At 45.1% G+C, this 21,823-nt stretch carries 22 protein-coding genes; 14 read left to right on the plus strand and 8 right to left on the minus strand.

The features are described from left to right. Positions 1-272 precede the first annotated feature (272 nt). Positions 273-1,787: an ArnT family glycosyltransferase gene (locus ACFPFU_RS23745; protein ID WP_377068884.1), complete on the plus strand. Its 1,515-nt coding sequence runs from the start codon at positions 273-275 to the stop codon at positions 1,785-1,787. A gap of 237 nt (positions 1,788-2,024) precedes the next feature. On the opposite strand, the gene ACFPFU_RS23750 is transcribed toward ACFPFU_RS23745, so the two are convergent. Next, the gene (locus ACFPFU_RS23750; protein WP_377068886.1) at positions 2,025-3,164 is read right to left on the minus strand and encodes a Gfo/Idh/MocA family protein; all 1,140 of its coding nucleotides are present in this window, start codon (positions 3,162-3,164) and stop codon (positions 2,025-2,027) included. A gap of 246 nt (positions 3,165-3,410) precedes the next feature. On the opposite strand from ACFPFU_RS23750, the gene ACFPFU_RS23755 reads away from it, so the two are divergent. The 6 genes from ACFPFU_RS23755 to ACFPFU_RS23780 all read left to right on the plus strand — a co-directional run bounded on the left by ACFPFU_RS23755 (position 3,411) and on the right by ACFPFU_RS23780 (position 8,779). After that, complete coding sequence (locus ACFPFU_RS23755) at positions 3,411-4,352, plus strand: glycosyltransferase family 2 protein (protein WP_377068888.1); 942 nt, start codon at positions 3,411-3,413, stop codon at positions 4,350-4,352. Then, the gene (locus tag ACFPFU_RS23760; RefSeq protein WP_377068890.1) at positions 4,345-5,199 is read left to right on the plus strand and encodes a lysylphosphatidylglycerol synthase transmembrane domain-containing protein; all 855 of its coding nucleotides are present in this window, start codon (positions 4,345-4,347) and stop codon (positions 5,197-5,199) included. The genes ACFPFU_RS23755 and ACFPFU_RS23760 overlap by 8 nt, the downstream gene beginning before the upstream one ends. A gap of 465 nt (positions 5,200-5,664) precedes the next feature. Further along, entirely contained in the window at positions 5,665-6,255 is a 591-nt protein-coding gene (locus tag ACFPFU_RS23765; RefSeq protein WP_377068892.1) for a DUF6252 domain-containing protein, read from the plus strand. Between the two features lie 102 nt (positions 6,256-6,357). Next, positions 6,358-7,098: a hypothetical protein gene (locus ACFPFU_RS23770; RefSeq protein WP_377068894.1), complete on the plus strand. Its 741-nt coding sequence runs from the start codon at positions 6,358-6,360 to the stop codon at positions 7,096-7,098. A gap of 344 nt (positions 7,099-7,442) precedes the next feature. Beyond that, on the plus strand, positions 7,443-7,646 hold the full coding sequence (locus ACFPFU_RS23775) for a dodecin family protein (RefSeq protein ID WP_377068896.1): 204 nt from the start codon (positions 7,443-7,445) through the stop codon (positions 7,644-7,646). Between the two features lie 227 nt (positions 7,647-7,873). Continuing rightward, positions 7,874-8,779: a DUF6807 domain-containing protein gene (locus ACFPFU_RS23780; RefSeq protein ID WP_377068898.1), complete on the plus strand. Its 906-nt coding sequence runs from the start codon at positions 7,874-7,876 to the stop codon at positions 8,777-8,779. A 22-nt stretch (positions 8,780-8,801) separates the two neighbouring features. On the opposite strand, the gene ACFPFU_RS23785 is transcribed toward ACFPFU_RS23780, so the two are convergent. Beyond that, positions 8,802-9,383: a hypothetical protein gene (locus ACFPFU_RS23785; RefSeq protein WP_377068900.1), complete on the minus strand. Its 582-nt coding sequence runs from the start codon at positions 9,381-9,383 to the stop codon at positions 8,802-8,804. A 213-nt stretch (positions 9,384-9,596) separates the two neighbouring features. Between ACFPFU_RS23785 and hisH the strand changes: the two genes are divergently transcribed. From hisH to ACFPFU_RS23810, 5 genes are read left to right on the plus strand one after another with little or no spacing between them, the layout of a single operon-like run. Then, positions 9,597-10,181: an imidazole glycerol phosphate synthase subunit HisH gene (gene hisH / locus ACFPFU_RS23790; protein WP_377069020.1), complete on the plus strand. Its 585-nt coding sequence runs from the start codon at positions 9,597-9,599 to the stop codon at positions 10,179-10,181. Beyond that, the gene (gene hisA / locus ACFPFU_RS23795) at positions 10,181-10,900 is read left to right on the plus strand and encodes a 1-(5-phosphoribosyl)-5-[(5-phosphoribosylamino)methylideneamino]imidazole-4-carboxamide isomerase (RefSeq protein ID WP_377068902.1); all 720 of its coding nucleotides are present in this window, start codon (positions 10,181-10,183) and stop codon (positions 10,898-10,900) included. The genes hisH and hisA overlap by 1 nt, the downstream gene beginning before the upstream one ends. 3 nt (positions 10,901-10,903) lie before the next feature. Next, positions 10,904-11,659 carry an imidazole glycerol phosphate synthase subunit HisF gene (gene hisF / locus ACFPFU_RS23800; RefSeq protein WP_377068904.1) on the plus strand — a complete coding sequence of 252 codons (756 nt, stop codon included), beginning with the start codon at positions 10,904-10,906 and terminating at the stop codon, positions 11,657-11,659. A gap of 48 nt (positions 11,660-11,707) precedes the next feature. Further along, positions 11,708-12,313: a bifunctional phosphoribosyl-AMP cyclohydrolase/phosphoribosyl-ATP diphosphatase HisIE gene (gene hisIE, locus ACFPFU_RS23805; protein WP_377068906.1), complete on the plus strand. Its 606-nt coding sequence runs from the start codon at positions 11,708-11,710 to the stop codon at positions 12,311-12,313. 12 nt (positions 12,314-12,325) lie between these two features. Then, positions 12,326-12,754, plus strand: a complete 429-nt coding sequence (locus tag ACFPFU_RS23810) for a gamma-glutamylcyclotransferase family protein (RefSeq protein WP_377068908.1) — start codon at positions 12,326-12,328, stop codon at positions 12,752-12,754. On the opposite strand, the gene ACFPFU_RS23815 is transcribed toward ACFPFU_RS23810, so the two are convergent. From ACFPFU_RS23815 to ACFPFU_RS23835, 5 genes are all read right to left on the minus strand, one after another. Continuing rightward, positions 12,748-13,491, minus strand: coding sequence for a 2-phosphosulfolactate phosphatase (locus tag ACFPFU_RS23815; protein WP_377068910.1), 744 nt, complete (start codon positions 13,489-13,491; stop codon positions 12,748-12,750). The two genes, ACFPFU_RS23810 and ACFPFU_RS23815, sit on opposite strands and share 7 nt — an antisense overlap. Continuing rightward, entirely contained in the window at positions 13,488-14,582 is a 1,095-nt protein-coding gene (gene gcvT, locus ACFPFU_RS23820) for a glycine cleavage system aminomethyltransferase GcvT (protein WP_377068912.1), read from the minus strand. The genes ACFPFU_RS23815 and gcvT overlap by 4 nt, the downstream gene beginning before the upstream one ends. A 112-nt stretch (positions 14,583-14,694) precedes the next feature. Further along, complete coding sequence (locus tag ACFPFU_RS23825) at positions 14,695-16,074, minus strand: RagB/SusD family nutrient uptake outer membrane protein (protein ID WP_377068914.1); 1,380 nt, start codon at positions 16,072-16,074, stop codon at positions 14,695-14,697. A gap of 12 nt (positions 16,075-16,086) precedes the next feature. Next, complete coding sequence (locus ACFPFU_RS23830) at positions 16,087-19,155, minus strand: SusC/RagA family TonB-linked outer membrane protein (RefSeq protein WP_377068916.1); 3,069 nt, start codon at positions 19,153-19,155, stop codon at positions 16,087-16,089. Between the two features lie 343 nt (positions 19,156-19,498). Beyond that, positions 19,499-19,825, minus strand: a complete 327-nt coding sequence (locus tag ACFPFU_RS23835) for a HesB/IscA family protein (protein WP_377068918.1) — start codon at positions 19,823-19,825, stop codon at positions 19,499-19,501. Positions 19,826-19,993: 168 nt separating this feature from the next. On the opposite strand from ACFPFU_RS23835, the gene mce reads away from it, so the two are divergent. After that, on the plus strand, positions 19,994-20,401 hold the full coding sequence (mce, locus tag ACFPFU_RS23840) for a methylmalonyl-CoA epimerase (RefSeq protein WP_377068920.1): 408 nt from the start codon (positions 19,994-19,996) through the stop codon (positions 20,399-20,401). Next, the gene (thiL, locus tag ACFPFU_RS23845) at positions 20,394-21,425 is read left to right on the plus strand and encodes a thiamine-phosphate kinase (RefSeq protein WP_377068922.1); all 1,032 of its coding nucleotides are present in this window, start codon (positions 20,394-20,396) and stop codon (positions 21,423-21,425) included. Before mce ends, thiL begins: the two co-directional genes overlap by 8 nt. Positions 21,426-21,441: 16 nt before the next feature. On the opposite strand, the gene ACFPFU_RS23850 is transcribed toward thiL, so the two are convergent. Continuing rightward, entirely contained in the window at positions 21,442-21,819 is a 378-nt protein-coding gene (locus ACFPFU_RS23850) for a hypothetical protein (protein ID WP_377069022.1), read from the minus strand. Between the last annotated feature and the right edge of the window lie 4 nt (positions 21,820-21,823).

A 21,823-nucleotide genomic window follows, 5' to 3' on the forward strand; every position in this document is an offset into this window, starting at 1 on the left:
GAGCTGGATTTTAGTCGGATATCCCATATCTAGTCATATAACTAGATATAAAAATCAATAAAAAAGACCACAATTCCAAATTGCAGCCTCTTTTTATTTTATGTCTAGTAAATAGCCAAAGTCGAGGAGGCTGCCTTGTAAAAGGCAGCCTTTTTCCTTAGAAGCTGTTGCTAAAGAATATCCAGCAGGGATTTTAAAATGCAACGGATTCCCTGTTATCCTGTTAATTATTTAGGATTTTTTGAACATTTTTGCAACTCAACATCGGACACATGAAAGATAACATGAACAGGAAATACAGGATATACCTGGCTCTCATTTTGATTTTGGTGGCTTTTTTAAAGCTGCTCTTTACGGCACTCACCCCGCTCAGCTTGTTTTCAGAGGAAACCCAATATTGGCTTTGGTCGAGACACCTGGACTGGAACTACTATTCCAAACCCCTGATGATCGCATTGTATAACCGTGCCAGCACCTTTTTACTCGGTAATACTGAGTTGGGAGTGAGGGTCAATGCGGTGCTGTTCACTTCCTTGACTGCTTGGATGGTTTTTGAACTGTCCCTTTATATGTACAAAAAGCCAGCTGCCGCACTTTTGGCTGCGGTGATGCTTTTGGTGATGCCTTTCTTTCATTTGGCCTCTTTGTTTCATACCACTGACTCATCATTGGTGTTTTTTTGGGTATTGGCCATGTATTTTGTCTGGAGAGCCATTAACGAAGACCGTATGGGGTGGTGGATTGCCGCTGGTGTTGCCACAGGTTTGGGCATTTTGTCAAAGAACGTGATGCTGCTGATAATTCCTTTGATATTTCTCTATCTGTTGCTTATGGAACCGAAAACTTTATTAAAAAAAGGTTTTTATGTTTATGGATGGATTGCCGCCCTCTCCTTTGTTCCTGTTTTGGTTTGGAATTTCCAGAATGATTTTGTCACTTTCCGGCATGTGGGGACGCTGGGAGGAGTGAGTGGAAACAACAGCGGATGGGAGTGGAGCCGGGCTTGGAAATACGTAGGGGAATACGTTGGAGGGCAATTGGCAGTGATATCTGTATGGTTTATTCCCTTACTGATCCTTTCTTTTAGAAGAATGCTGAAGTATAAAGGACGGCGAACGCTTTTTGTTTTGCTTCCTGTGGTATCTGTCTGGATAATGTTTTTGGGCATATCCCTTTTTAAAAGGGTAGAAGTCAACTGGCCGGCTTTCGTCTACGCCACGCTTCCCATTGTCTTGGTGCAGGCATTCAGGGGAAAACCTTCCTGGAAAAGATATGCCCACTGGGCAACAGCTATTTCGGCGGTGCTTTTGGTGTTGATCATGAAGCCCGCTCCCTTGGATGCCATCGGCTTTAAAAAATTGCTGCGCCCGGATAAGGATCCCCTGGCAAGGCTTGCCGGATATAGGGAGCTGGGCAATAGAATAGATTTTTTGCTTGATTCGCTGAAGGTGGAGGATCATTTTGTATTCAGTGACACCTATCATATCTCTTCGGAACTGGCTTTTTATATGGAAGGACATCCCCAAACCTACAATCCAAACCTGGGTAGAAGGAAAAACCAGTTTGATTTATGGCCTGGATTGGAGCAGTTTGAGTATAAAGGGTATGCCGGAATCTTTGTCAAGTGGGGGGAGGAGGATATTCCACTAGTAGGGGAGGCTTTTGGAAAAAAGATCCATGATGAAACCCTGACCGCCTATTACAGGGGAAGTCCGGTCAGGGTATTTAGGATACAGATTTTTGAGGATTACAAGAAACTGGAAGAAATGGATTGGGGGACGTATTAAGAAGGTGAAAGAAGCAATGGCGGCAACTCCTTCAGCAAACCGAAAAGCAAGGAGAGTGGGCCGTAATATGGCTCCCCCAGGTCCGTTTTATTGGTAAATAATTGGGTCTCCCGATTACATCAATTGGCACGAAGGAGGCTTTGGAATGAATATGTTCCCAAACATCCGGCGACTTACCGAAAACCTTGTCAAAAACCCGCGGTAATCCCCGGTGTCAGGAGTTCCGTCCCCGAGCCCTTAAATCTCTACTTTTTTTCCTGTTTCCGCACATTCCAAAATGGCTTCCACAATACGGATATCCCTGAGGCCTTCCTCGCCCGGAACTAACGGGGATTTGTTTTCTATTATGGCCCGGGCATCGTTGTCCATTTGATTGGCCTGTTGCCAAGGCACCTCATAGGAGTGGTTGATTTCACCCAGCGGGCTTTTGCCTTTCACCCCTGCATAAGCGGAAAAAGGGGCCATTTCCAAGTTCCCTTGCTCACATGCCACCGTAAGGAAATTGATATTTTCGGCAAAGCTGGTTTTGATATCAGCGGTCACGCCGCCCGGAAATTCCAAGGTAGCTTCTACTACATCTGCCAGGCCGTCCTTATAAATTTCAGGCCGCGTGGAGACGGCTGTGGCTTTGAGGACAGCCGTAGGTTCCATATTGCTGCCGAGCCTTGCACCTTGGATGGAGTAGACCCCCATATCATAAATGACGCCGCCGCCCATTTCTTTTTTTTGTTTCCAGTGGTCGGTTCGGTTTTCCCTGTACCCTGCTGCACATTCCACGCTTTCTACTTTTCCCAATTTATTTTCCTTGATGATTTGCCGGTACTCCCGGGTATTGGGCTCATGTTGCAATCTGTAACCTATAGTAAGCTGGACGTTGTTTTTCTTGCAGGCGTCAATCATGTTCTGGCATTCCTTTGAAGTAACAGCCATGGGTTTCTCACACCAAACATGTTTGCCCGCATTGGCACCCCTAACGGTGTATTCTTCGTGCATAGAAGGAGGAAGTACCACATACACTACATCGATATCGGGATTGTCGGCAATGCTGTCAAAATTGTCATAGTTGTAGACGTTCTTATCGGGGATATTGTACTTCTTTTTCCACTCTTCTGCCTTGGAAGGAGTGCCGGTCACAATCCCTGCCAGATAACAATGTTCAGTCTGTTGCAAAGCAGGGGCCAATAAGTCCGTGCTGTAATATCCCAGTCCTATCAAGGCAACGCCGATTTTATCTTTTTTCTTTTCTTCCGTCCGTTCTTCCACCTGTTCTTCCTTTTTTGCACCGGAACAGGAAACAAGTTGGGTAGGGGTCAACAAAACGATACCACTGCCCAGGGCAATGGTTTTGATGGCATCTCTTCTCGAATTAAAATTCATTGGGTTTAAAGGTTAGAGGTTGAACAGCTGGATTAGGTACTCATTGACATGCGGCAATGCCGGTTAGGAACAGTGAAGATAGGAAATTATGGTTTCCTTATCAAAGGTTTTTGGAGAAGAGTACCGGTGGACAGGTGTTTTTTCCAGAGAATGTATAAAGGTTCCTGGGACCGGAATTTCCATTCTTTCGCCGTTCAAGTTGCTGCTCCTTACAAAAAACCTTATTTTCGCCTAAATTTATATTTTATGCCCACACCTGAACTGTCAGTTGTCGTCACGGTTTTCAATGAAGAAGAAAACATTTGTCCCCTTTTGGAGGCTATATATAGTGCTTTGCACCATTTGGATTATGAGTTGATCCTGGTGGATGATGGCTCAACGGACCAGACAGTGGCCAAAGTCAAGCAGCATGCCAATCACAGGACCACCTTGTTGGTTTTTAACAAAAATTACGGCCAGACCACGGCGCTTTCCGCGGGAATAGACAATGCAAAAGGGCAATACATAGCCACCATGGATGGGGATTTGCAGAATGATCCCACAGATATACCTATGATGTTGGAAAAAGCCAAAACAGAAAATTGGGATGTGGTGGCTGGGAGAAGGACCAATCGGAAGGACGGCTTTGTACTGCGCAAGCTTCCCAGTAAGATAGCTAATTGGGTTATCCGCCACAGTACCCGGGTATATCTGTCAGATTACGGATGCAGCTTGAGGGTCTACAAGGCACATATCGCCCAGAACATGGGGCTTTATGGAGAACTTCACCGCTTCATTCCGGTGCTGGTAAAACAAGAGGGAGCCACCATGACGGAAGTGGATGTAAAACATCATCCACGCATCCACGGCACTTCCAAATATGGATTAAGCAGGACGTTCAAGGTGATGGCAGACCTGATACTGATGCTCTTCTTCCAGAAATATTTTCAGCGCCCCATTCACATTTTCGGAACCCTTGGTTTGCTGGCTATTTTTACAGGAGTGCTGATTAGCATATACATGTTAGTACTTAAAATCATGGGCGAGGACATATGGGGAAGGCCTATGCTTATGGTCGGATTCATTTCTCTTCTCGGTGGAATACAGCTGATTACAACAGGAATCGTAGCGGAAATCATTGTCAGAACTTACTTTGAGTCGCAGGACAAAAAGACCTATTCGGTAAAAGAGACTTTTAAGAGTGAATAAGAAACTCCTCAAGCTGATACTTAAAATCCTGCTTACAGGGGCAGCGTTATATCTTGTTTTCAATAAAATTGACACCCAGGCCACCTGGGAGGTGATCAAGTATTCGCATAAAGGCTGGCTGGCCCTGGCCCTGTTTTTCTTTGTGATATCCAAGGTGTTTTCTGCCTTCCGGCTCAATATCTATTTTCGGGACATCGGTCTGGACCTGCCTGAGAGAAAGAACCTGAAGCTGTATGCCATAGGCATGTTTTATAACCTGTTTTTGCCCGGCGGCATTGGTGGGGACGGGTACAAGGTTTATCTGCTTAATAAGACCCACAAGGCTCCGGTGAAACAGTTGATCAACGCGGTGCTGTTGGACCGGGGCAATGGATTGGCGGTACTGATTTTTTTGATGTTTGGCATCATGCTTTTTTTAAAAGTGGACTGGCCTCTACCCATAGATATATCATGGATAGGGCTTATGGGCCTGTTGGCCGTACCACCGGGCCTTTATGTCGTGATGCTGCTTTTTTTTAAAAATTTTATGGATTCCATCATTCCGACCACGGGTTACTCTTTTTTAAACCAGGTGTTACAGCTTTTCAGTACCTATTTTATTCTTATGGCCTTGGGCATTTCGGATCAGGTGACGGCTTATCTTTTTGTGTTTTTGGTCTCCAGTACGGTGGCGGTCCTTCCGCTGACCATCGGAGGGGTGGGGGCCAGGGAGTTGGTATTTGTTTTGGCACATGATTATGTGGGCATCGATAAAAATGCCGCCGTGGCCTTCAGCTTGTTGTTTTTTGTAATCACCGTCTTTACTTCATTGAGCGGCGTATTTTTTAGGTTTAGGGAAGCGACATAGAATTTCCGGGAAAAACGAAAGGCTCTTGGTGAGCCTGTATATGCCTGTGCATGGTAATCATCCTTTTTATTTCGCAGTAGCCATCCGGTCCTGGTAGCCTGAATGCGACTGATGTTACGGCATATGATTTTCAATCCCGGTTGGGATTTTGTCAGGGGTTTGCTTGGTCTCCCGCAAAAATCCTGTAGAACTTGCCCCTATGGTCCTGGGATCTCCATCCCCCGGTAAAATAATTTTACTACTGTTTAAAATCTCCGACAGTTAGCGTTGACCTCATGTTGCTAAAACGAAAATGGCACGGAATCTGACCTAAAAGCCGTCGGGTTGTCTTGTACCAAGTACAATTCTTGATTCCGTTGAGGATATCGTAGGATACAAGTCATCATTTTGTATGGATTCATGCGGATATTGTTCACATTTTGGAGAAACAAACAACAATTTATTCAATTATTAAAATAAATTATTATGAACTATCACCAAAAGAGTGCATTTTTTTTGCTGCTGTTTGTATCGTTTAGCCTGGCGGGTTGCCTTCCTTTTACGGATTTTACAAATGAGGAAAGTGAGCAAGTGAAAGTAACCTGCCTTGTTGATGGGAGACCTTTTGAGGCTGTGAATGGGGAAGGTCTTTTTGCGGTGGACTTTGTGAGAACGGAATTGGTTGACGAAGAAACCTATTTTCTCCTGACGGTATTTGGGGGGGAGTTGTTGGATGATGGGGCGGCACTCGCTGTAGGCTTCAGGTTAGGGGGAGATAATCTGGCGGATTTGCAGGAGGGGGATACATTTGACAACTGGGAGCTGGATGAAAATGACGGTGCACACAAAGGCGTGATGGGAGGGGTGGAGCAACGGCCCTCCGCGAATAGTGACGAACATGATTTTAGAGCCAGTTCTAATCATACCGGTGATGTCAGCCTTACCATTACGTCCATCGACCATGTCAGTAAAAAAATATCGGGCGAGTTTCATTTTACGGCGCTGGATAATGAAAACAATGTACGTGTGGAAATAAGCGAGGGGAAGTTTGAAAATATATATTGGGGAAAAGAATAGTCAGTCACATTATAAAATTAAGCCCATTCAATAAATGTGGTATATTATTTGCCAAGGGTTGCATACAAAAAAAAATTATAGCCAATTTAAAAAATTCGCGTTATGAAAAAAACAGGCATTTTTAAAAATCTTTTGTACACATTTTCCGCAGCCGTGATCATGGCCTCATGTACCCAAAATGAGGAAGTGCCAAACACACAGGAAAGTGAAGTTACCTTAACTGCCACTGTATCGAGCAGCACTGAGCCAGGGGCAAGAACAGCAAGTTTGGTTTACAATAATTTGACCATTACCGACTTGAGATTATCTCTTGATGATGTGAAGCTAAATTTAAGAGCGACCAGTAACGACAGCAATAAGCCGACTATCGTGCATATTCGGAGTGGTGCTCCCCAGGTAATTACCTTAGTGAAAGACGGCCAAATCCACGATGTGCTCATTGGAAGCGCAATGGCTTTTAACGGAGTGTATGGCAAATTAAACTTTGACCTCGTAAAAGCTGTCGATGTGGATGAAGATGATGAAATGCTAGGGAAGTCTGTTATTGTCAAGGCTCTTTGGTTCGATGTTCCGGCGGTGATGTACCTGGATATCGAAGAGAATGTAGAAGTGAAATTCAATCAAGGAATTGAAGTTGCCGGGGCGCAGGATTTTCTATTGACGCTCTATATGGATAAGCTATTGGAGGGGGTTGACCCATCTTTGGTTTCCGATGGAAACGGTGATGGCCTGATTGAAGTGGGGCCAAATGATGAAGACGGAAACGGGGAGGCGTATGCTGCTATCCTGGCCAATATCGAAAGTGCACTGGTGATGCAAAACGGAAAATTCAAGGATAAATAATTGTCATCCTATTTTGCCTTTGAAGCCCTATTCCCCTTTGCACGTTAAGAATAGGGCTTTTTTATAGTTAAAGATTCAGAGATAAATTTTTGAGCTAATGGGTGTTTTACCGTCTCGCGATCGAGACATTCGAATAAGGCCATTACTTCCTGGGCCAGGGGGATAAGGCTGATTGGGGTATGTTCATGATTCATGAACCGAAAAGCCAGGTCGTATAAATAAACATGGTGTGATCAGCCTATATGGAATGGTTATTGAGCCGCTTTTTTTGCACCAACCTTCTTTGTCCGAAACTTCTGGGCAAAGCATATCAATTCATGTTTAACCTTAAAATTTTAACCCAAATGGCTATCGTAAAAGTAATTGAAGTAATCGCAGGATCCGACAAAAGTTTTGATGATGCGGTGCAAAATGCACTACATGAGGCTTCCAAATCCGTAAAAAACATCAGGTCAATTTATGTCAAACATTTCAATGCAAATGTGGAAAACAACAAAATCGTATCATATGGTGTAAATGCAAAAGTCTCTTTTGAAGTTGAGAACTGATCGGCAATGAATTTTGGAGGAAACAAAATCCGGTTTTCCGGGTTTTGTTTCTTTTGGTGTTGTTTTTCAGATTCAGTTGGGTTATTTATCATACAGCCGGGATTGATGAGATTCATTGTAAAGAAAATCCCGAACTCCCTCTGAAACACGAAATGGTGGATACCTTTTTTCTTTTTTACTCTGGCTATAATTTATAATTTTAGGCCGATAAGATAAACCCAGTAAACATGAAAACAAAAACATTGGCCTTTTGGGCTTTTTTTGCGTCAGTATTTTTTGTTTCACCCCAGCTTTTTGCCCAAAAAATAAGGGCAGAAAAAATAGGTTCGAAAATAGACATTACCATCGACGGGAAGTTTTTTACCAGTTATCATTTTGCATCCAATGAAAAATACCCCTATTTCTATCCGGTCAATGGCCCTTCGGGCGCATCGGTCACCAGCATGCGAAACGGCACCTATCCTCATCACAGCTCGTTGTTTTTTGGCTGCGATATGGTAAACGGCGGCAATTACTGGCAGGAAGGCCTGGACCGGGGACAGATTGTGTCTCTAAGGGCAGACATCGAAAACCTGGGGGAAGATAAGGTCGTCATCCACAACGAATGTATCTGGACCCGTCCAAATGCCACTGCTCCCATCAAAGATATCCGCAAAATCATTATCTCCGCAGCTGAGCCTGGAATATACCAGATTGATTTTGACGTGGAGATGGAAATGCTGGAAGATGTGACCATCAGAAAAACAAACCATTCGCTTTTCAGTGCCAGGATGGACCCGGACCTGGCGGTGACTGCCGGAGGAATAATGATCAACATGGAAGGAGATATCGGCGAAAAGGAAACATTTGGGAAATCCTCTCCCTGGATGGATTTTTATGGCAAAAGAGGTGGCGGAATGGAAGGACTTGCCATTATGCAGCATCCGTCCAACGCGTGGTATCCTTCCCCCTGGTTTACGCGTGATTATGGTTTTATCTCGCCCACACCGATGTACTGGCCGGAGGATGACGAAAAGGGAACGGTACTGCAAAAGGGTGAGTCGGTGAAGCTGCGTTATCGTGTATTGGTCCATCAGGGCGACCACAAAGATGCAGGTATTCAGGGAAAGTTTGAGGCTTATAGCAAAGAATAGCGGCTTGTTATCTGCTGTTGTCTTACGTTTTCCAATAACCCGTATAATAAAGCAGTTGAAGACCTGTAATTATTCCTATGGCCGCTCCGGCGGCCAATTCACCCGGGTTATGCCTGCCCAGTCGCCATCTGGACCAAGCAACAAAGGGGGTAAAACTAAAAAGTATAAGGGATAAGGGAAGATGTAAAGGCAATAAAGCAAAGCCGGTAAACAAAACCATTGAAGTGTGCAGAGAAGTCTTGATCCGAAAATTTAGCAGGAAAGAAAGTAAAACCAGCTGTTTGAGCATAAGGCAGCCGATAAGCATATCAGCGGGTTGTCCGGTCATTAACAAGAAAGTCATCACCATCAAAGCCAGCAAAAATATAAACCCATACATGGAACGGCGGTCTTGTTTTACTGAGACATCAAAGTTGGTGTAGATGCCTTTTTTGGTAAGAAAATAGTTCCACATCGCCAGTGGGAAAATTCCTATTCCAACCAGGCCTGTCAGGGTCCACCAGGCTGTATTTACCTCGTGGATAGAAAAGGTATAAAATACAAGATATCCGGTGATCAGGCTGATAGGGTGCGCTATGCGGGAAATGATCAATGCGGACTTCATATGTACGTACCTATGAAGGAAATCGGGATATTGACCACAGATGAAGTATCTTGATCGTGTGAGAAGAACATACAGATATTTTATATTTTTAGCATATTTTCCATTCTGCCCCACAAAGCTGCAAAATTTATTTTTAAATGTTCGGGCCTACCGTTAAAAGCCTTAAATTAGCGGCCTTGAATAAAACGATCAAACGGGCAGGTGCCCCATATGATGGATGTAGCAGTAATTAAATACAATGCCGGTAATGTACAATCGGTCCTGTATGCCTTAGAAAGACTTGGCGCCAATGCTTCGCTGACAGACAATTGGGAAGCGATCAAAAAGGCGGACAAGGTGATATTTCCGGGACAGGGCGAAGCCAGCACGGCCATGAAATACCTGAAAGAAAGAAAACTCGACGAATTGATCAAAGAATTGGAACAACCCTTTTTCGGAATCTGTCTGGGGCTTCAGTTACTTTGTGAACATTCGGAGGAGTATGATACGGATTGTTTGGGCATATTTCCGGTAAAAGTCAAAAAATTCCCCCCAGAGGACAAGGTTCCCCATATTGGATGGAATAACCTGGAGAACCTGAAATCGCCCTTATTAGATGGTTTGGACGATAATGCTTATGTTTATTATGTCCATAGCTTTTTTGCGGAAATCCATTCAGCTTACACCATCGCTACGTCCCATTACATCACGGATTTCAGTGCATTGCTCCATAGGGACAACTACTATGCGATGCAGGCGCATCCGGAGAAAAGCAGTGTCAGTGGAGAAAAAATTTTAACCAACTTCCTGAAATTATAATGGAAATCATTCCGGCTATAGATATTATTGGCGGCAAATGCGTCCGCCTTACCCAAGGCGATTACAGCCAGAAAAAAGAATATGCCAGTGACCCGGTAGAGGTAGCCAGGGAGTTTGAGGACGCGGGCATCAAAAGACTGCATTTGGTGGATCTGGACGGAGCCCGGGAGAAAAGGATCATTAACAAAGCGGTGTTGGCCAATATCTGCCAACAAACGTCATTGCAGGTGGATTTTGGTGGTGGGGTCCAATCGGATGAAGATATTGCGTTGGCTTTTAGCTTAGGAGCCCATCAGGTGACCGGCGGGAGTATTGCCGTCAAAAATCCTGAATTGTTTACCTACTGGTTGGAGAAGTTTGGCGGGGATAAACTTATATTGGGCGCGGATGCCAAGGACAGGAAAATCGCCATTTCAGGCTGGCAGGAAACTACTTCAGCCGATGTACTCGACTTCATAAAGGATTATGTGCAAAGAGGGATCCGGTATGTGATCTGTACGGACGTGGCAAAGGATGGCCTGCTGCAGGGCCCTTCATTGGATTTGTATAAAGAAATTTTATCGGAAATAGAGGGGGTTAAGCTGATTGCAAGCGGGGGTGTGTCAGATGTACAGGACCTGGAATCCCTTAGGGAAATCGGGGTGTATGGAGCCATCGTGGGAAAAGCATTTTATGAGGGCAGGATCAGTTTGGACCAGTTGGCTGAATTTACGCAATAGATTATGCTTACAAAAAGGATTATACCTTGTTTGGATATCAAAGACGGCAGAACTGTCAAGGGAGTTAACTTTGTACAGCTGCGTGATGCCGGTGACCCGGTGGAACTGGCCAAAATATATGCTGATGAGGGAGCCGATGAGTTGGTGTTTCTGGACATCACGGCCACCGTGGAGAAACGAAAGACCCTGGTGGAATTGGTGACCAAAGTGGCCAAAGCTATCAATATCCCATTTACAGTAGGGGGCGGCATCTCCACCGTGGAGGATGTCAAAGCCTTGTTGAATGCCGGAGCGGACAAGATCAGTATCAATTCCGCAGCAGTAAAAAACCCCAAGGCCGTCAACGACATGGCCAGGGAATTTGGCAGCCAGTGTATTGTGGTGGCCATCGATACCAAAAACCTGGATGGGATTGATTTTGTGCATACCCACGGGGGAAGGGAACCCACCCTGCTGAAGACTCAGGAGTGGGCGAAAGAAGTGTGCGACAGAGGGGCTGGAGAGATATTGTTAACCTCTATGGACCATGATGGCACCAAATCCGGATTTGCTCATGAAATAACCGCCGAAATCTCCCGTATGCTTACCATCCCGGTGATTGCATCCGGCGGTGCGGGAAACATGCAGCATTTTAAGGATGTTTTTACAGTAGGAAGCGCTGATGCGGCATTAGCTGCCAGTATATTCCACTTCAAGGAAATACCTATTCCTGATCTCAAAAGCTACCTGCAGCATGAAGGCGTGAGCGTCAGGATCTAGTGAAGGATAAAAGATTGTAAACAAAAGCTGTGACGACACAGTGCGGTTATGGACAAGTTAAATATAGATTTTGAAAAGGTAAACGGGCTGGTGCCTGTCGTTATTCAGGATGTCAACACCGGAAAGGTATTGATGTTGGGATACATGAATGAAGAAGCATTGGAAAAATCGGTCGAAACGGGCAAGGTTACTTTTTTCAGCCGGACCAAGCAGCGGCTATGGACCAAAGGAGAGACTTCCGGTAATTTTTTGGAAATAAAAAACATTGAGGTGGATTGTGACCAGGACACTTTGCTTATCCAGGCAAAGACACATGGGCCGGTATGCCACAAGGGGGATGATACTTGTTTTGGGGATGAAAACCGGAGCAAAACCCATTTTATAGATCATCTGAGAGAAGTGATCAAAAACAGGAAAAGCAATCCGTCTGACCAATCCTACACGGCGTCTCTTTTTGCAGCCGGTATCAATAAAGTGGCCCAGAAAGTGGGTGAAGAGGCGGTAGAAATTGTTATTGAGGCGAAGGATAACAACAAAGCGCTGTTTTTGGGGGAGGCGGCCGACTTGTTGTTCCATTATTTGGTACTGTTGGAAGCGAAAGGGTATGAATTGGACGAGGTCATGGATGTGTTGATCAAACGTCACCGGAAATAAATCCAAAATGTTATGGCTGGCGAGGCCACACTTTTCGTATATGGCACGCTTAGAAGCGGTTTTGGGCATCCCATGTGGGAACGTCTAAGGAATAGTTCCAGCCTTTTGGGAGAGGGGTATTTTTGCGGCTTGCTATACGATCTGGGCCCTTATCCCGCTGCCGTGCGCTCTGCTCATGAGGAAGAAGTCGTAAGAGGGGAAATCTATGCCTTGGAAGACGAAGAAAACCTACTTGAAGCATTGGACAGGTATGAGGGGATCGATGAGAAACTTGATGGAGTGGCGGAGTATACAAGGAAAAAAGTCAAAGCTTTCCTTGATGGGGGCAGGGAATATTGGTCATGGGTATATCTTTATGAGGGATACACGGATCATCTCGTGCCCATACCGGAGGGGGATTATCTTAAATACCTGAACGAAAAAGACAATTTGGGTTACTGACCCGGTTTAATTTGAAGCTTGTTCAAAACCTTTACCTTTTTGGGCTTCAATTCCCCGTTTTCCAAGCGGATCACTACTTGAAATTGACTTAAGCTCAGACAGAAATCAATGTCTTCCTCGATATTGTAGTTTTGAAGCCTTTTGGCATGAGAGGCTTTTTTCAGAAAATTGGCCAGATCATCTTTGGCGCCTTCATAAAGCGCCTCCATGGCCAGTGTGGCATCACAGTCATGCGACAATCCCAGGGAAAGGGACAAGGCACCTGCATACAAAGCGTCCTCCAAATTGAATTTACCTTTCCATCCCGCACAAAGTACCAACACATCGGCTTCTTTGGCTTTGAGATACTCAGCTGTTGCTTCCAGGTTCAAAAAGGCTCCGACCAATACTTCAGCCGCATTATCTTTGGCATAGGCAATGGCTCTGGTGCCATTGGTAGTGGTCATAGCGACTTTTTTTTGTTTATGGCGGCCGTCCAGATAAGCCAGAGGAGAATTTCCGAGATCAAATCCCTCCGCTTTTTGGCCGTTGCGCTCGCCGGCGATCAAAAAGTCTCGTTTTTTTTGCCTTCTACAGGTTTCAAGGTCTTCGATGGGGATTATGCTTTCCACACCATTCGCGAGGGCAGTAACCATGGTGGAACTGGCCCTGAAAATATCAACGACGACGACGATTTTGTTTTTAAGATCATGAAGGTGGATCAAGTCAGGACTTAGGCAGGTCTCTATTTTTCTCATTTTTTCAAAAGTGGTAATTTTTCAACTGACGCTTCCAGGTTTTTGTTCCTCACAGAGATGGCGATAGAGGTGCCTGGCTGAGCATATTCTGTTTTTACATAGCCCAGACCAATTCCTATACCCATACTCGGTGAAAGCGTACCTGAAGTGACATCCCCTATGGGTAACCCTTCGCTGTTCACAATGGTGTAATGAGCCCTGGGGATTCCTTTTTCCCGCAAGATAAACCCGATAAGCTTTTTTTCCACACCGTTTTCCTTTTGTTTTTTCAGGTATTCGTGGTTAATGAAGTCTTTTGTGAATTTAGTGATCCATCCCAGGCCCGCCTCTATGGGTGAGGTTTCCTCATTGATGTCATTTCCGTAAAGACAATATCCCATTTCAAGTCTCAGCGTATCCCTGGCGCCGAGGCCAATAGGTTTGATATCTAAGTCTTTGCCGGCTTCAAAAATGGCGTTCCAGACCTGGATCGCATCTTCATTTTTGACATAGAGTTCGAACCCCCCGGCGCCGGTGTATCCCGTAGCGGATATGATGACATCCCGAACTCCTGCAAATTCTCCTTTTTTGAAATGATAAAAAGGGAGGTCTTCAAGATCAACAGGGGTAAGGGACTGGACAGCCTTGGCTGCATTGGGCCCCTGAACTGCGAAAAGAGAGGTTTGGTCAGAGATGTTTTCCACTGTGGCGCCCATATTGTTATGCCGGTTTATCCAACTCCAATCCTTATCGATGTTGGAAGCATTGACAACCAGCATGTACAATTCTTCATCCAATTTGTAAACCAACAGATCATCCACAATACCGCCTTTTTCGTTTGGAAGACAGGAATACTGAGCCTGACCCTTTTTTAGCTTGCTGGCATCATTGGAACTCACTTTTTGGATCAAATCCAGGGCTTTTGGGCCTTTGATCAGAAATTCCCCCATGTGGGAAACATCAAATACCCCCACATTTTCCCGGACGGTCTTGTGTTCTCCGATATCGGACGAATACCTTACCGGCATATTGAATCCGGCAAAGGGTATCATTTTAGCTCCTAGTGATTCGTGAATATCGTTAAGCACTACTTTCTTTATGGCATCTTGCATGTACGGTAAACGTTTTGGCTGGGTAAAGGTAATAAATGGCCTCTAACAAATCGAGTTGCATAAAAAAAAGACCACTGAAAAAGCGGTCTTTTTAAGAATAAGTGCGCATTGTCTATCCTCCGTAACCTGGATTTTGAACCAACTCCGGATTGGCGTCCATTTCCCTTTGTGGAATGGGCAAAACCATTCTGTTGTCGTCATACGGATATTGGAGGGTAGGCGTGTTGTTGTCCTGGATTGATCCCCTTGTTCTTTTCACATCATGGATAAAATGACCTTCATGGGCCAGTTCTACCCGTCGTTCCCGGAGGATTTCGTCGAGGGTTAGGGAGTTCTTTGCTGAGAGTCCTACCCGCGTCCTTATCCTGTTGATGTCTTCAAGGGGGGTGGCTCCTGTGCTGGTGCCTTCCCTGAAATTGGCTTCTGCCCGGGTAAGATACATTTCAGCTAATCGTACCACTTTTACATTTCTGAATTGTTCACGCCATTTGTCTGTCCTGCGATCCCCGGCACGCATGCTGAATTGATTTAAGCGATCATCACCCGTTTCGTACAGCGTGAGATGGCTGTTGAGAATGGTTACATCCCCGCCCCTGGCACCAAATTCGGGGGTAGAATAGAAAAGGTGCATGTTATTGGCCGCATCTTGTGAATTCACCTGGATGGCAAACAAATCCTCTTGGGAATCGGCTTCATTGTTGAAGGCGCCCATGAAATCCGGCGTCAGGGATTTACCGTTGGCTGTGGCCACCTCAATGGCCCTGTTGGCTGCATCCCGTGCATCAGCAAACCTTTCCATCTGAAGATATACCCGGGAAAGTATCGCGGAAGCTACATAGTTTCTTGCAAAGAACCCATTGACGGGAGGCAGCAATTGCTCCGCTTCGGTAAGGTCTGCAATCACTCTTTGGTATACTTCTTCTACCGTATTTCTGGGAACAAAGACCTCTTCGGTCACTTCCCGGGTGGGGTCCAGAACCAAAGGTACTCCCAGGTTAGTGCTGTTGTTGCCGGTTACATAGGGAAGGCTGAAATACCTTAAAAGCTCGAAATATATGGCCCCCCGTATAAACAGGGCTTCACCTCTTACCCGGTTTCTGTCGGCTTCGTTTACTACATTAACGGCATCAAGGATATTGTTGCACACGTTGATGGCACTGTATGCCCTGGTCCAGGTATTGGTAATAAAGGTATTGTTGGTAAACATGCTTTTATTGTAAACTTCCCTGGGTTGGTTAAAAGTACCTTCCCACCGGATTTCATTGTTGGCACCCAACATTTCCGCATACAGCTGCAGCCTGCCTCCCCACAGGTCTTCATGCCTGAGGTCTGCATAGGCGCCGACTAGCACCCTTTTTACGTTGGCATCATTGTTTAAGGCCAGATCCTGATCCACACTTTGGGCAGGGGATAAGTGCAATTGGTTATCACAGGAAGACAGGGCCAGGGTAAATCCTGCCAGTGTCAGTAGGTATATGATTAAGTTTTTCATTTTTCTTGTCCGTTAAAATCCAACATTTAAACCCAACGAGAATGTTTTTGCCTGAGGCGCCGTGTAAAAATCATTGCCCTGGAATACGTTGGCATTTTGGGTGGTATTGAGCAAATAATCCGCATTCACCTCAGGATCCCAACCTTTATACTTGGTCCAGGTAAAGAGGTTTTGTCCCATAAAATAAATCCTGGCGGTGCTCAACTTAAACCTTTCCAACAGGTGCGAAGGAATCGTGTAACCCACAGTCAGGGTTTTGAACCTCACATAGCTTCCGTCCGAAATGTACCTGCTGGAGGCATTACAGCCGTTACATTCACCCAACCGGGCCTGGGGGATGTCGGTGATATCACCGGGGTTTTGCCACCGGGCAAATTGGGATTTCGTGGAATTGTCGAACCAGTCCCCATTTGCAGCATAGAAGCCGGCTCCACCCTCAAATATATCGTTGCCAAAAATTCCCTGGAAAAGAAAAGACATGTCAAAATTCCTATAAGTAAGCGTGTTGTTGATACCGGCTATGAATTTTGGATTGGGATCTCCCACCACCATTCTCTCTGCTTCGTTGTAATCATTTGTGGTTTCTGTCAACTCCGCATTGCTGTAGTACAAGGCATCACCGGTAGCCGGATCCACACCTGCATATTTTGGACCGTAAAATACGCCAATCGACTGATCCAAAAATATGCCATTAAGATAGCTGGAAGTGGAAGGGGGTATGGAAGTCTGGCCTTCAGCCAATTCCCTTACCCTGTTGATGTTTCTGGCTAAATTAAAGGAAGTGTTCCAAGTGAAGTTTTGATCGGCATAGTTGGCAGAATTGATGACTACTTCAAACCCGTAGTTTTGCATCCTGCCGATGTTCTGTCTCTGGGAAGTAAAACCGGTGGTTCCTGGAATGGGTACATTCAAAAGAAGATCGGTGGTGTTTTTATTGTATATGTCCAATTCACCGGTGATCCGATCCCTAAACAAGCCAAACTCGATTCCAAAGTTAAGTTGTGCAGTTTTCTCCCATGTTAATCTTGGGTTGGGAATTTGTGTAGGTTGTAATCCTGGTAGGAGTCCATAAGAGACAGGGCCGAAAAGTCCCAAATGATCAAAGTTTCCGATTTCGGCATTTCCTGTGAGTCCGTAGGAACCTCTGATTTTTAGGAGACTCAGCCCCTCACTTCCCTGTAGGAACCCTTCTTCTGACATGATCCATCCCGCCGAGGCCGCAGGGAAGAATCCGTACTTGTTGTTTTCACCAAACCTGGAGGAACCGTCCACCCGGGCACTGACCGTAAGCAGGTATTTGTTATCAAATTTATAATTGATCCTAGAGAAATACGACAAGAAGGTGAAATTGGTAAACTGCGAGGTTCCCTCTGTTATTTCCGCAGCGGATTCCAGTGTCCTTAGGTCATCCAACGGAAATTCCTGTCCGTCCACGCGGGTGTAATTTTCATCGGAACGTTGAAAGGACATCCCCACCACGGCTTCAAAATTATGTTTTTCAGCAAAAGTATTGTTATATGTAAAATAATTATTGGTGTTATAGTTAAAGATTCTCATCCATCGTGAGCTGCCATAACCGTTGGTTCCCTGGCCAATAATGGTTCTGGATCCGAAAAACCTTTCATCGTTTTGATTGAGGACATCCACCGCAAATTCAGATCTAAACCGTAGGTTATCGGTGAAATGGTATTCACCAAAGACATTGGTGATGTTTCTGAAATTGGTGGTCAGCCATTCCGCATTTTCGGAGTCGATCAGGTTATTATAATAAGTAGTAACCGGTCTGTCATACAGCTCTCCGTTTTCGTCCCGGATAGGTGTGATGGGTGACAGCGCTACCAGTTGGATCGGATTATAAAACTGGTTGTCTTCCGCTATTCTGGTGGTTTCAGTTCTGGCCAGACTGAAATTGGCCCCAATGGTGAACCTGTCAGAAATCTTATGGTCCAGGTTTAGTCTGCCGCTGATACGTTCAAAGTTGTTACGGATCATGATCCCCTCCTGTTTGTCATATGCGGAGGAGAAGTAGAAACGGGTTCTCTCATCGCCGCCATTGGCAGAGAAGTTAACGCTGGTAACACCGGCACCGGGATTGAAGGCTTCTTTTTGCCAGTCAGTGTCCACCGTTCCGTCCCTCCAGTTGGTGTGTCCTGCATGACGGTCTAAACGGTTTTCCACAAATTCGAGATCAGAGTCAGGGTAATCTTCAGGATTGTTGATAGGATCCAAGCCGTTTCTCCGGTCGTTGTTGTAGCCGGCTTCCCTCATGAGTTCCACAAATTCCGCGGCATTTAAGAACTCATTGAGACGGGTGGGACTGCTTACCCCCCTTTGGATGCCCACATTGAATTTCGTCCTGCCGGAGGTGCCGGATTTGGTGGTGATCAGCACCACCCCGTTGGAGGCCCGGGCACCATAAATGGCTGCGGCAGAGGCATCCTTCAATACCTCAAAAGATTCGATGTCATTAAAGTTGATGTCAGCCAAAGGATTACTTTGACCAATCGTTCCACTGGAGGTTACGGGTATGCCATCGATCACATAAAGGGGATCATTGCTCCCCGAAATAGAAGTGGTACCTCTCACCCTGATTTTGACGCCTTCGCCCACTTTCCCGCTTTGGGATTCGACGAATACCCCTGCCATACGGCCCTGAATGGCTTCCTGAAATGTCGGAACGGGGATGTTGGCGATCTCGGTGCCTTTAAGGGAAGCAATGTTCCCGGTCAGGTCCCCTTTCGTCACACTACCATATCCTACAACCACCACTTCGCCCAATGTTTTGGCATCGGTCTGTAACAGGACGTCAATGGAATTTTGGTTACCCACGGTGACTTCCTGGGTCAGAAACCCTATATAAGAAAATATCAAAGTTTCTTCGCTATCGACCGCAATGTTGTAAGTACCATCGATATCCGTAATGGTGCCGCGGTTGGTCTCTTTAATTCTTACATTGACCCCCGGCAACGGCATGTTGTCCTCTGCAGAGAGGACAGTTCCGGAGACATTTCGACTTTGTGCCCAAGTGGACGCTGTGGAAATAAACAGCATAACCAGCACAATAAGTAGACTTTTTTTCATAAGCATATAATATTAAATGGTGTTTCCTTATTTTTCACAGTTTTTTATAAAGATAACGGTTTTGAGGTATTCGGTTCTCCTTTAAAACATGGCGAAAATAGGTGTTTGACTATACTTAATTCAAGTAAATATCGACATATTTCGGGAATATTCCGCGTGACCCCCATATATAACAGGTTAAAGGTGTAATTTGATAAAAGTTAAAGAAAATAGTAGTTAAAATAAAACATTTACAAAAAAAAACAACCCATTTATCTAAAAATGAGTTGTTTAAATACCCTATAATCTTGTTTGATCAATATTAGGATTTGTCTGTCAACAGCGTAATGAGGATCGGCTTATGCTATATTGAAAAACTTTCTCCGCATCCGCATGTACGGGTGGCATTGGGGTTGACAAACTGGAAACCCTTTCCGTTGAGGCCATCACTGAATTCTAAAGTAGTGCCCGCTAAATATAAAAGGCTTTTTCTGTCCACAATGATTTTTATACCATTGTCTTCAAACACATGATCCGTTTCGGAAAGGTGCGCGTCAAAACCCAGATCATACATCAGACCGGAACAGCCACCACCCTTTACGGAAACCCTGATGTTTTCCTCCTCTTTGCGGCTTTCTTCTTTTTTTAGTTCAAGGATTCTGTTTTTGGCTTTTTCTGAAACGATGATCATTTTTTATCAATATTTTTTCCGGTCCACATTTTTCTTTTCTTAACGGAAACTCGGGAAAATAAATTCCCTCCGTTCAAAACAGAACGCCTTAGACTCTGTGTAAGCACACAGGTTTTGGGCTAAATCCTGTATATTTATTGAATATTAATGCAAATATAAACATTAGAAATGAAAATAGAACATATCGGCGTAGCTGTCAAAGATATCAGGGTTTCTAATAACCTATTCGAAAAGTTACTGGGAAGCCCGCCATACAAGGAGGAGGAGGTGAGCTCAGAAAAGGTCATCACTTCTTTTTTTGAAAGTGGCGATGTTAAAATCGAATTGTTACAGGCAACATCACCTGACAGCCCGATTGCAAAATTTTTGGAAAAAAGAGCTGAAGGCATCCACCATATCGCATTTGAAGTAGATGATATCGGGAAGGAAGTGGAAAGATTGAAGGAGGAAGGGTTTGAGATATTGAATGATGTCCCCAAGCATGGGGCGGATCATAAATTAGTTGTATTTTTGCACCCGAAGTCTACCAATGGGGTGTTGGTGGAATTGTGTCAGGAAAAAAAAGCAGATGAATAAAGACAAGAGAACCGAAATCAGTGAAATCGGTGAATTTGGATTGATAGACAGGATCCACCAAGGAGTCAAAATCAAACATGCTTCTACCGTCAAGGGCATCGGTGATGATGCTGCAGTGATCGGTGAAGGAAAGCGGCTTATGGTGGTCACCACGGATATGCTCCTGGAAGGTGTGCATTTTGACCTTGCCTATACCCCGTTGAAACATTTGGGGTTTAAAGCGGTAGCGGTAAATATAAGCGATATAGCTGCCATGAATGCCGTTCCCAGGCAAATAACCGTCAGCGTGGCCCTTTCCAACCGTTTTCCTGTGGAGGCGGTGGACGAGCTCTACGAAGGGATCAATTTGGCGGCGGACCATTACCAAGTGGATCTGGTAGGCGGTGACACCACTGCGTCCAGATCGGGCCTGATCATATCCGTTACAGCCGTGGGGGAGGTTGAAAAGGAAAAAATCAGCTTTCGCTCCGGGGCAAAGATAAATGATATCATTTGTGCCACAGGAGACCTGGGGGCCGCTTTGATGGGGTTGCAGGTTTTGGAACGGGAAAAACAGGTATTTCTTTCTAACCCTGAAATGCAACCGGATCTTGAAAAATACACCTACATTACCGGAAGGCAGTTAAGACCGGATGCGAGAATGGATATTGTCCATGAACTTCGTGATCTTGAGATCGTACCCACCAGTATGATGGATATTTCCGACGGGCTGGCATCCGAACTTTTTCATATATCGAAAGCATCCGGAGTGGGTGTCATGATTTATGAAGACAAATTACCCATTGACAAGCAAACCTATGATACCGCCGTGGAGTTTGATTTAGATCCGATTACATGCGTGTTAAACGGGGGAGAGGATTATGAACTGCTCTTCACCATCCGGCAGGAGGACTTTAAGAAACTTGAGAAGCATCCCGATATTCATTTTATCGGCCACGTGACAAAAGCGGAAGAGGGCTTGTTTCTGGTGACAAAAAGTGGAACAGCCGTGCCTCTCCAGGCACAGGGTTGGAAGCATTTTTAACGCTTTTGGTTTTTGGTCAGTCGGTGGGATACGGGATATAGAGAAAATTGGTGAAAGCCTCATCCACTACAAACAGGCAACAAAACTCATCGGGGTCTTTATAGGTCTGTTTGAACTGTTCCACTGCATCTTCTTCGATAAGCCCTCTCTGTACAAATTCATCCAGGTAGGTGATATAATAATTCCATTCAATGGGCTTGTCCTCTTTACTTAAAAAAAGCTGTCCTATCGGCTGTTCTGTTTTGCTTATAGGGAAGATGGGATAATCGGAAAATTTCCTGGATCTGACCTGGTATGAGGCTTCTTTTAGCGTTTCGCAGATTTTCACAAAATCGCTGCTGATGGTTCCAAGATATTTTCCGTTCAGTTCGGGATCGTTATCGTCTCTGATGATCATG

Source organism: Negadavirga shengliensis (genome assembly GCF_042652345.1).
GTDB lineage: Bacteria > Bacteroidota > Bacteroidia > Cytophagales > Cyclobacteriaceae > Negadavirga > Negadavirga shengliensis.

Coding starts and splice junctions, on each gene's coding strand:
- ACFPFU_RS23815 (WP_377068910.1), bottom strand. CDS start 13,491: ATGAGAAAAATAGAGACCTGCCTAAGTCCTGACTTGATCCACCTTCAT.
- ACFPFU_RS23755 (WP_377068888.1), top strand. CDS start 3,411: ATGCCCACACCTGAACTGTCAGTTGTCGTCACGGTTTTCAATGAAGAA.
- thiL (WP_377068922.1), top strand. CDS start 20,394: ATGAATAAAGACAAGAGAACCGAAATCAGTGAAATCGGTGAATTTGGA.
- mce (WP_377068920.1), top strand. CDS start 19,994: ATGAAAATAGAACATATCGGCGTAGCTGTCAAAGATATCAGGGTTTCT.
- hisH (WP_377069020.1), top strand. CDS start 9,597: ATGGATGTAGCAGTAATTAAATACAATGCCGGTAATGTACAATCGGTC.
- ACFPFU_RS23765 (WP_377068892.1), top strand. CDS start 5,665: ATGAACTATCACCAAAAGAGTGCATTTTTTTTGCTGCTGTTTGTATCG.
- ACFPFU_RS23750 (WP_377068886.1), bottom strand. CDS start 3,164: ATGAATTTTAATTCGAGAAGAGATGCCATCAAAACCATTGCCCTGGGC.
- gcvT (WP_377068912.1), bottom strand. CDS start 14,582: ATGCAAGATGCCATAAAGAAAGTAGTGCTTAACGATATTCACGAATCA.
- ACFPFU_RS23835 (WP_377068918.1), bottom strand. CDS start 19,825: ATGATCATCGTTTCAGAAAAAGCCAAAAACAGAATCCTTGAACTAAAA.
- ACFPFU_RS23810 (WP_377068908.1), top strand. CDS start 12,326: ATGGCTGGCGAGGCCACACTTTTCGTATATGGCACGCTTAGAAGCGGT.
- ACFPFU_RS23830 (WP_377068916.1), bottom strand. CDS start 19,155: ATGAAAAAAAGTCTACTTATTGTGCTGGTTATGCTGTTTATTTCCACA.
- hisF (WP_377068904.1), top strand. CDS start 10,904: ATGCTTACAAAAAGGATTATACCTTGTTTGGATATCAAAGACGGCAGA.
- hisIE (WP_377068906.1), top strand. CDS start 11,708: ATGGACAAGTTAAATATAGATTTTGAAAAGGTAAACGGGCTGGTGCCT.
- ACFPFU_RS23785 (WP_377068900.1), bottom strand. CDS start 9,383: ATGAAGTCCGCATTGATCATTTCCCGCATAGCGCACCCTATCAGCCTG.
- ACFPFU_RS23775 (WP_377068896.1), top strand. CDS start 7,443: ATGGCTATCGTAAAAGTAATTGAAGTAATCGCAGGATCCGACAAAAGT.
- hisA (WP_377068902.1), top strand. CDS start 10,181: ATGGAAATCATTCCGGCTATAGATATTATTGGCGGCAAATGCGTCCGC.
- ACFPFU_RS23825 (WP_377068914.1), bottom strand. CDS start 16,074: ATGAAAAACTTAATCATATACCTACTGACACTGGCAGGATTTACCCTG.
- ACFPFU_RS23780 (WP_377068898.1), top strand. CDS start 7,874: ATGAAAACAAAAACATTGGCCTTTTGGGCTTTTTTTGCGTCAGTATTT.
- ACFPFU_RS23745 (WP_377068884.1), top strand. CDS start 273: ATGAAAGATAACATGAACAGGAAATACAGGATATACCTGGCTCTCATT.
- ACFPFU_RS23770 (WP_377068894.1), top strand. CDS start 6,358: ATGAAAAAAACAGGCATTTTTAAAAATCTTTTGTACACATTTTCCGCA.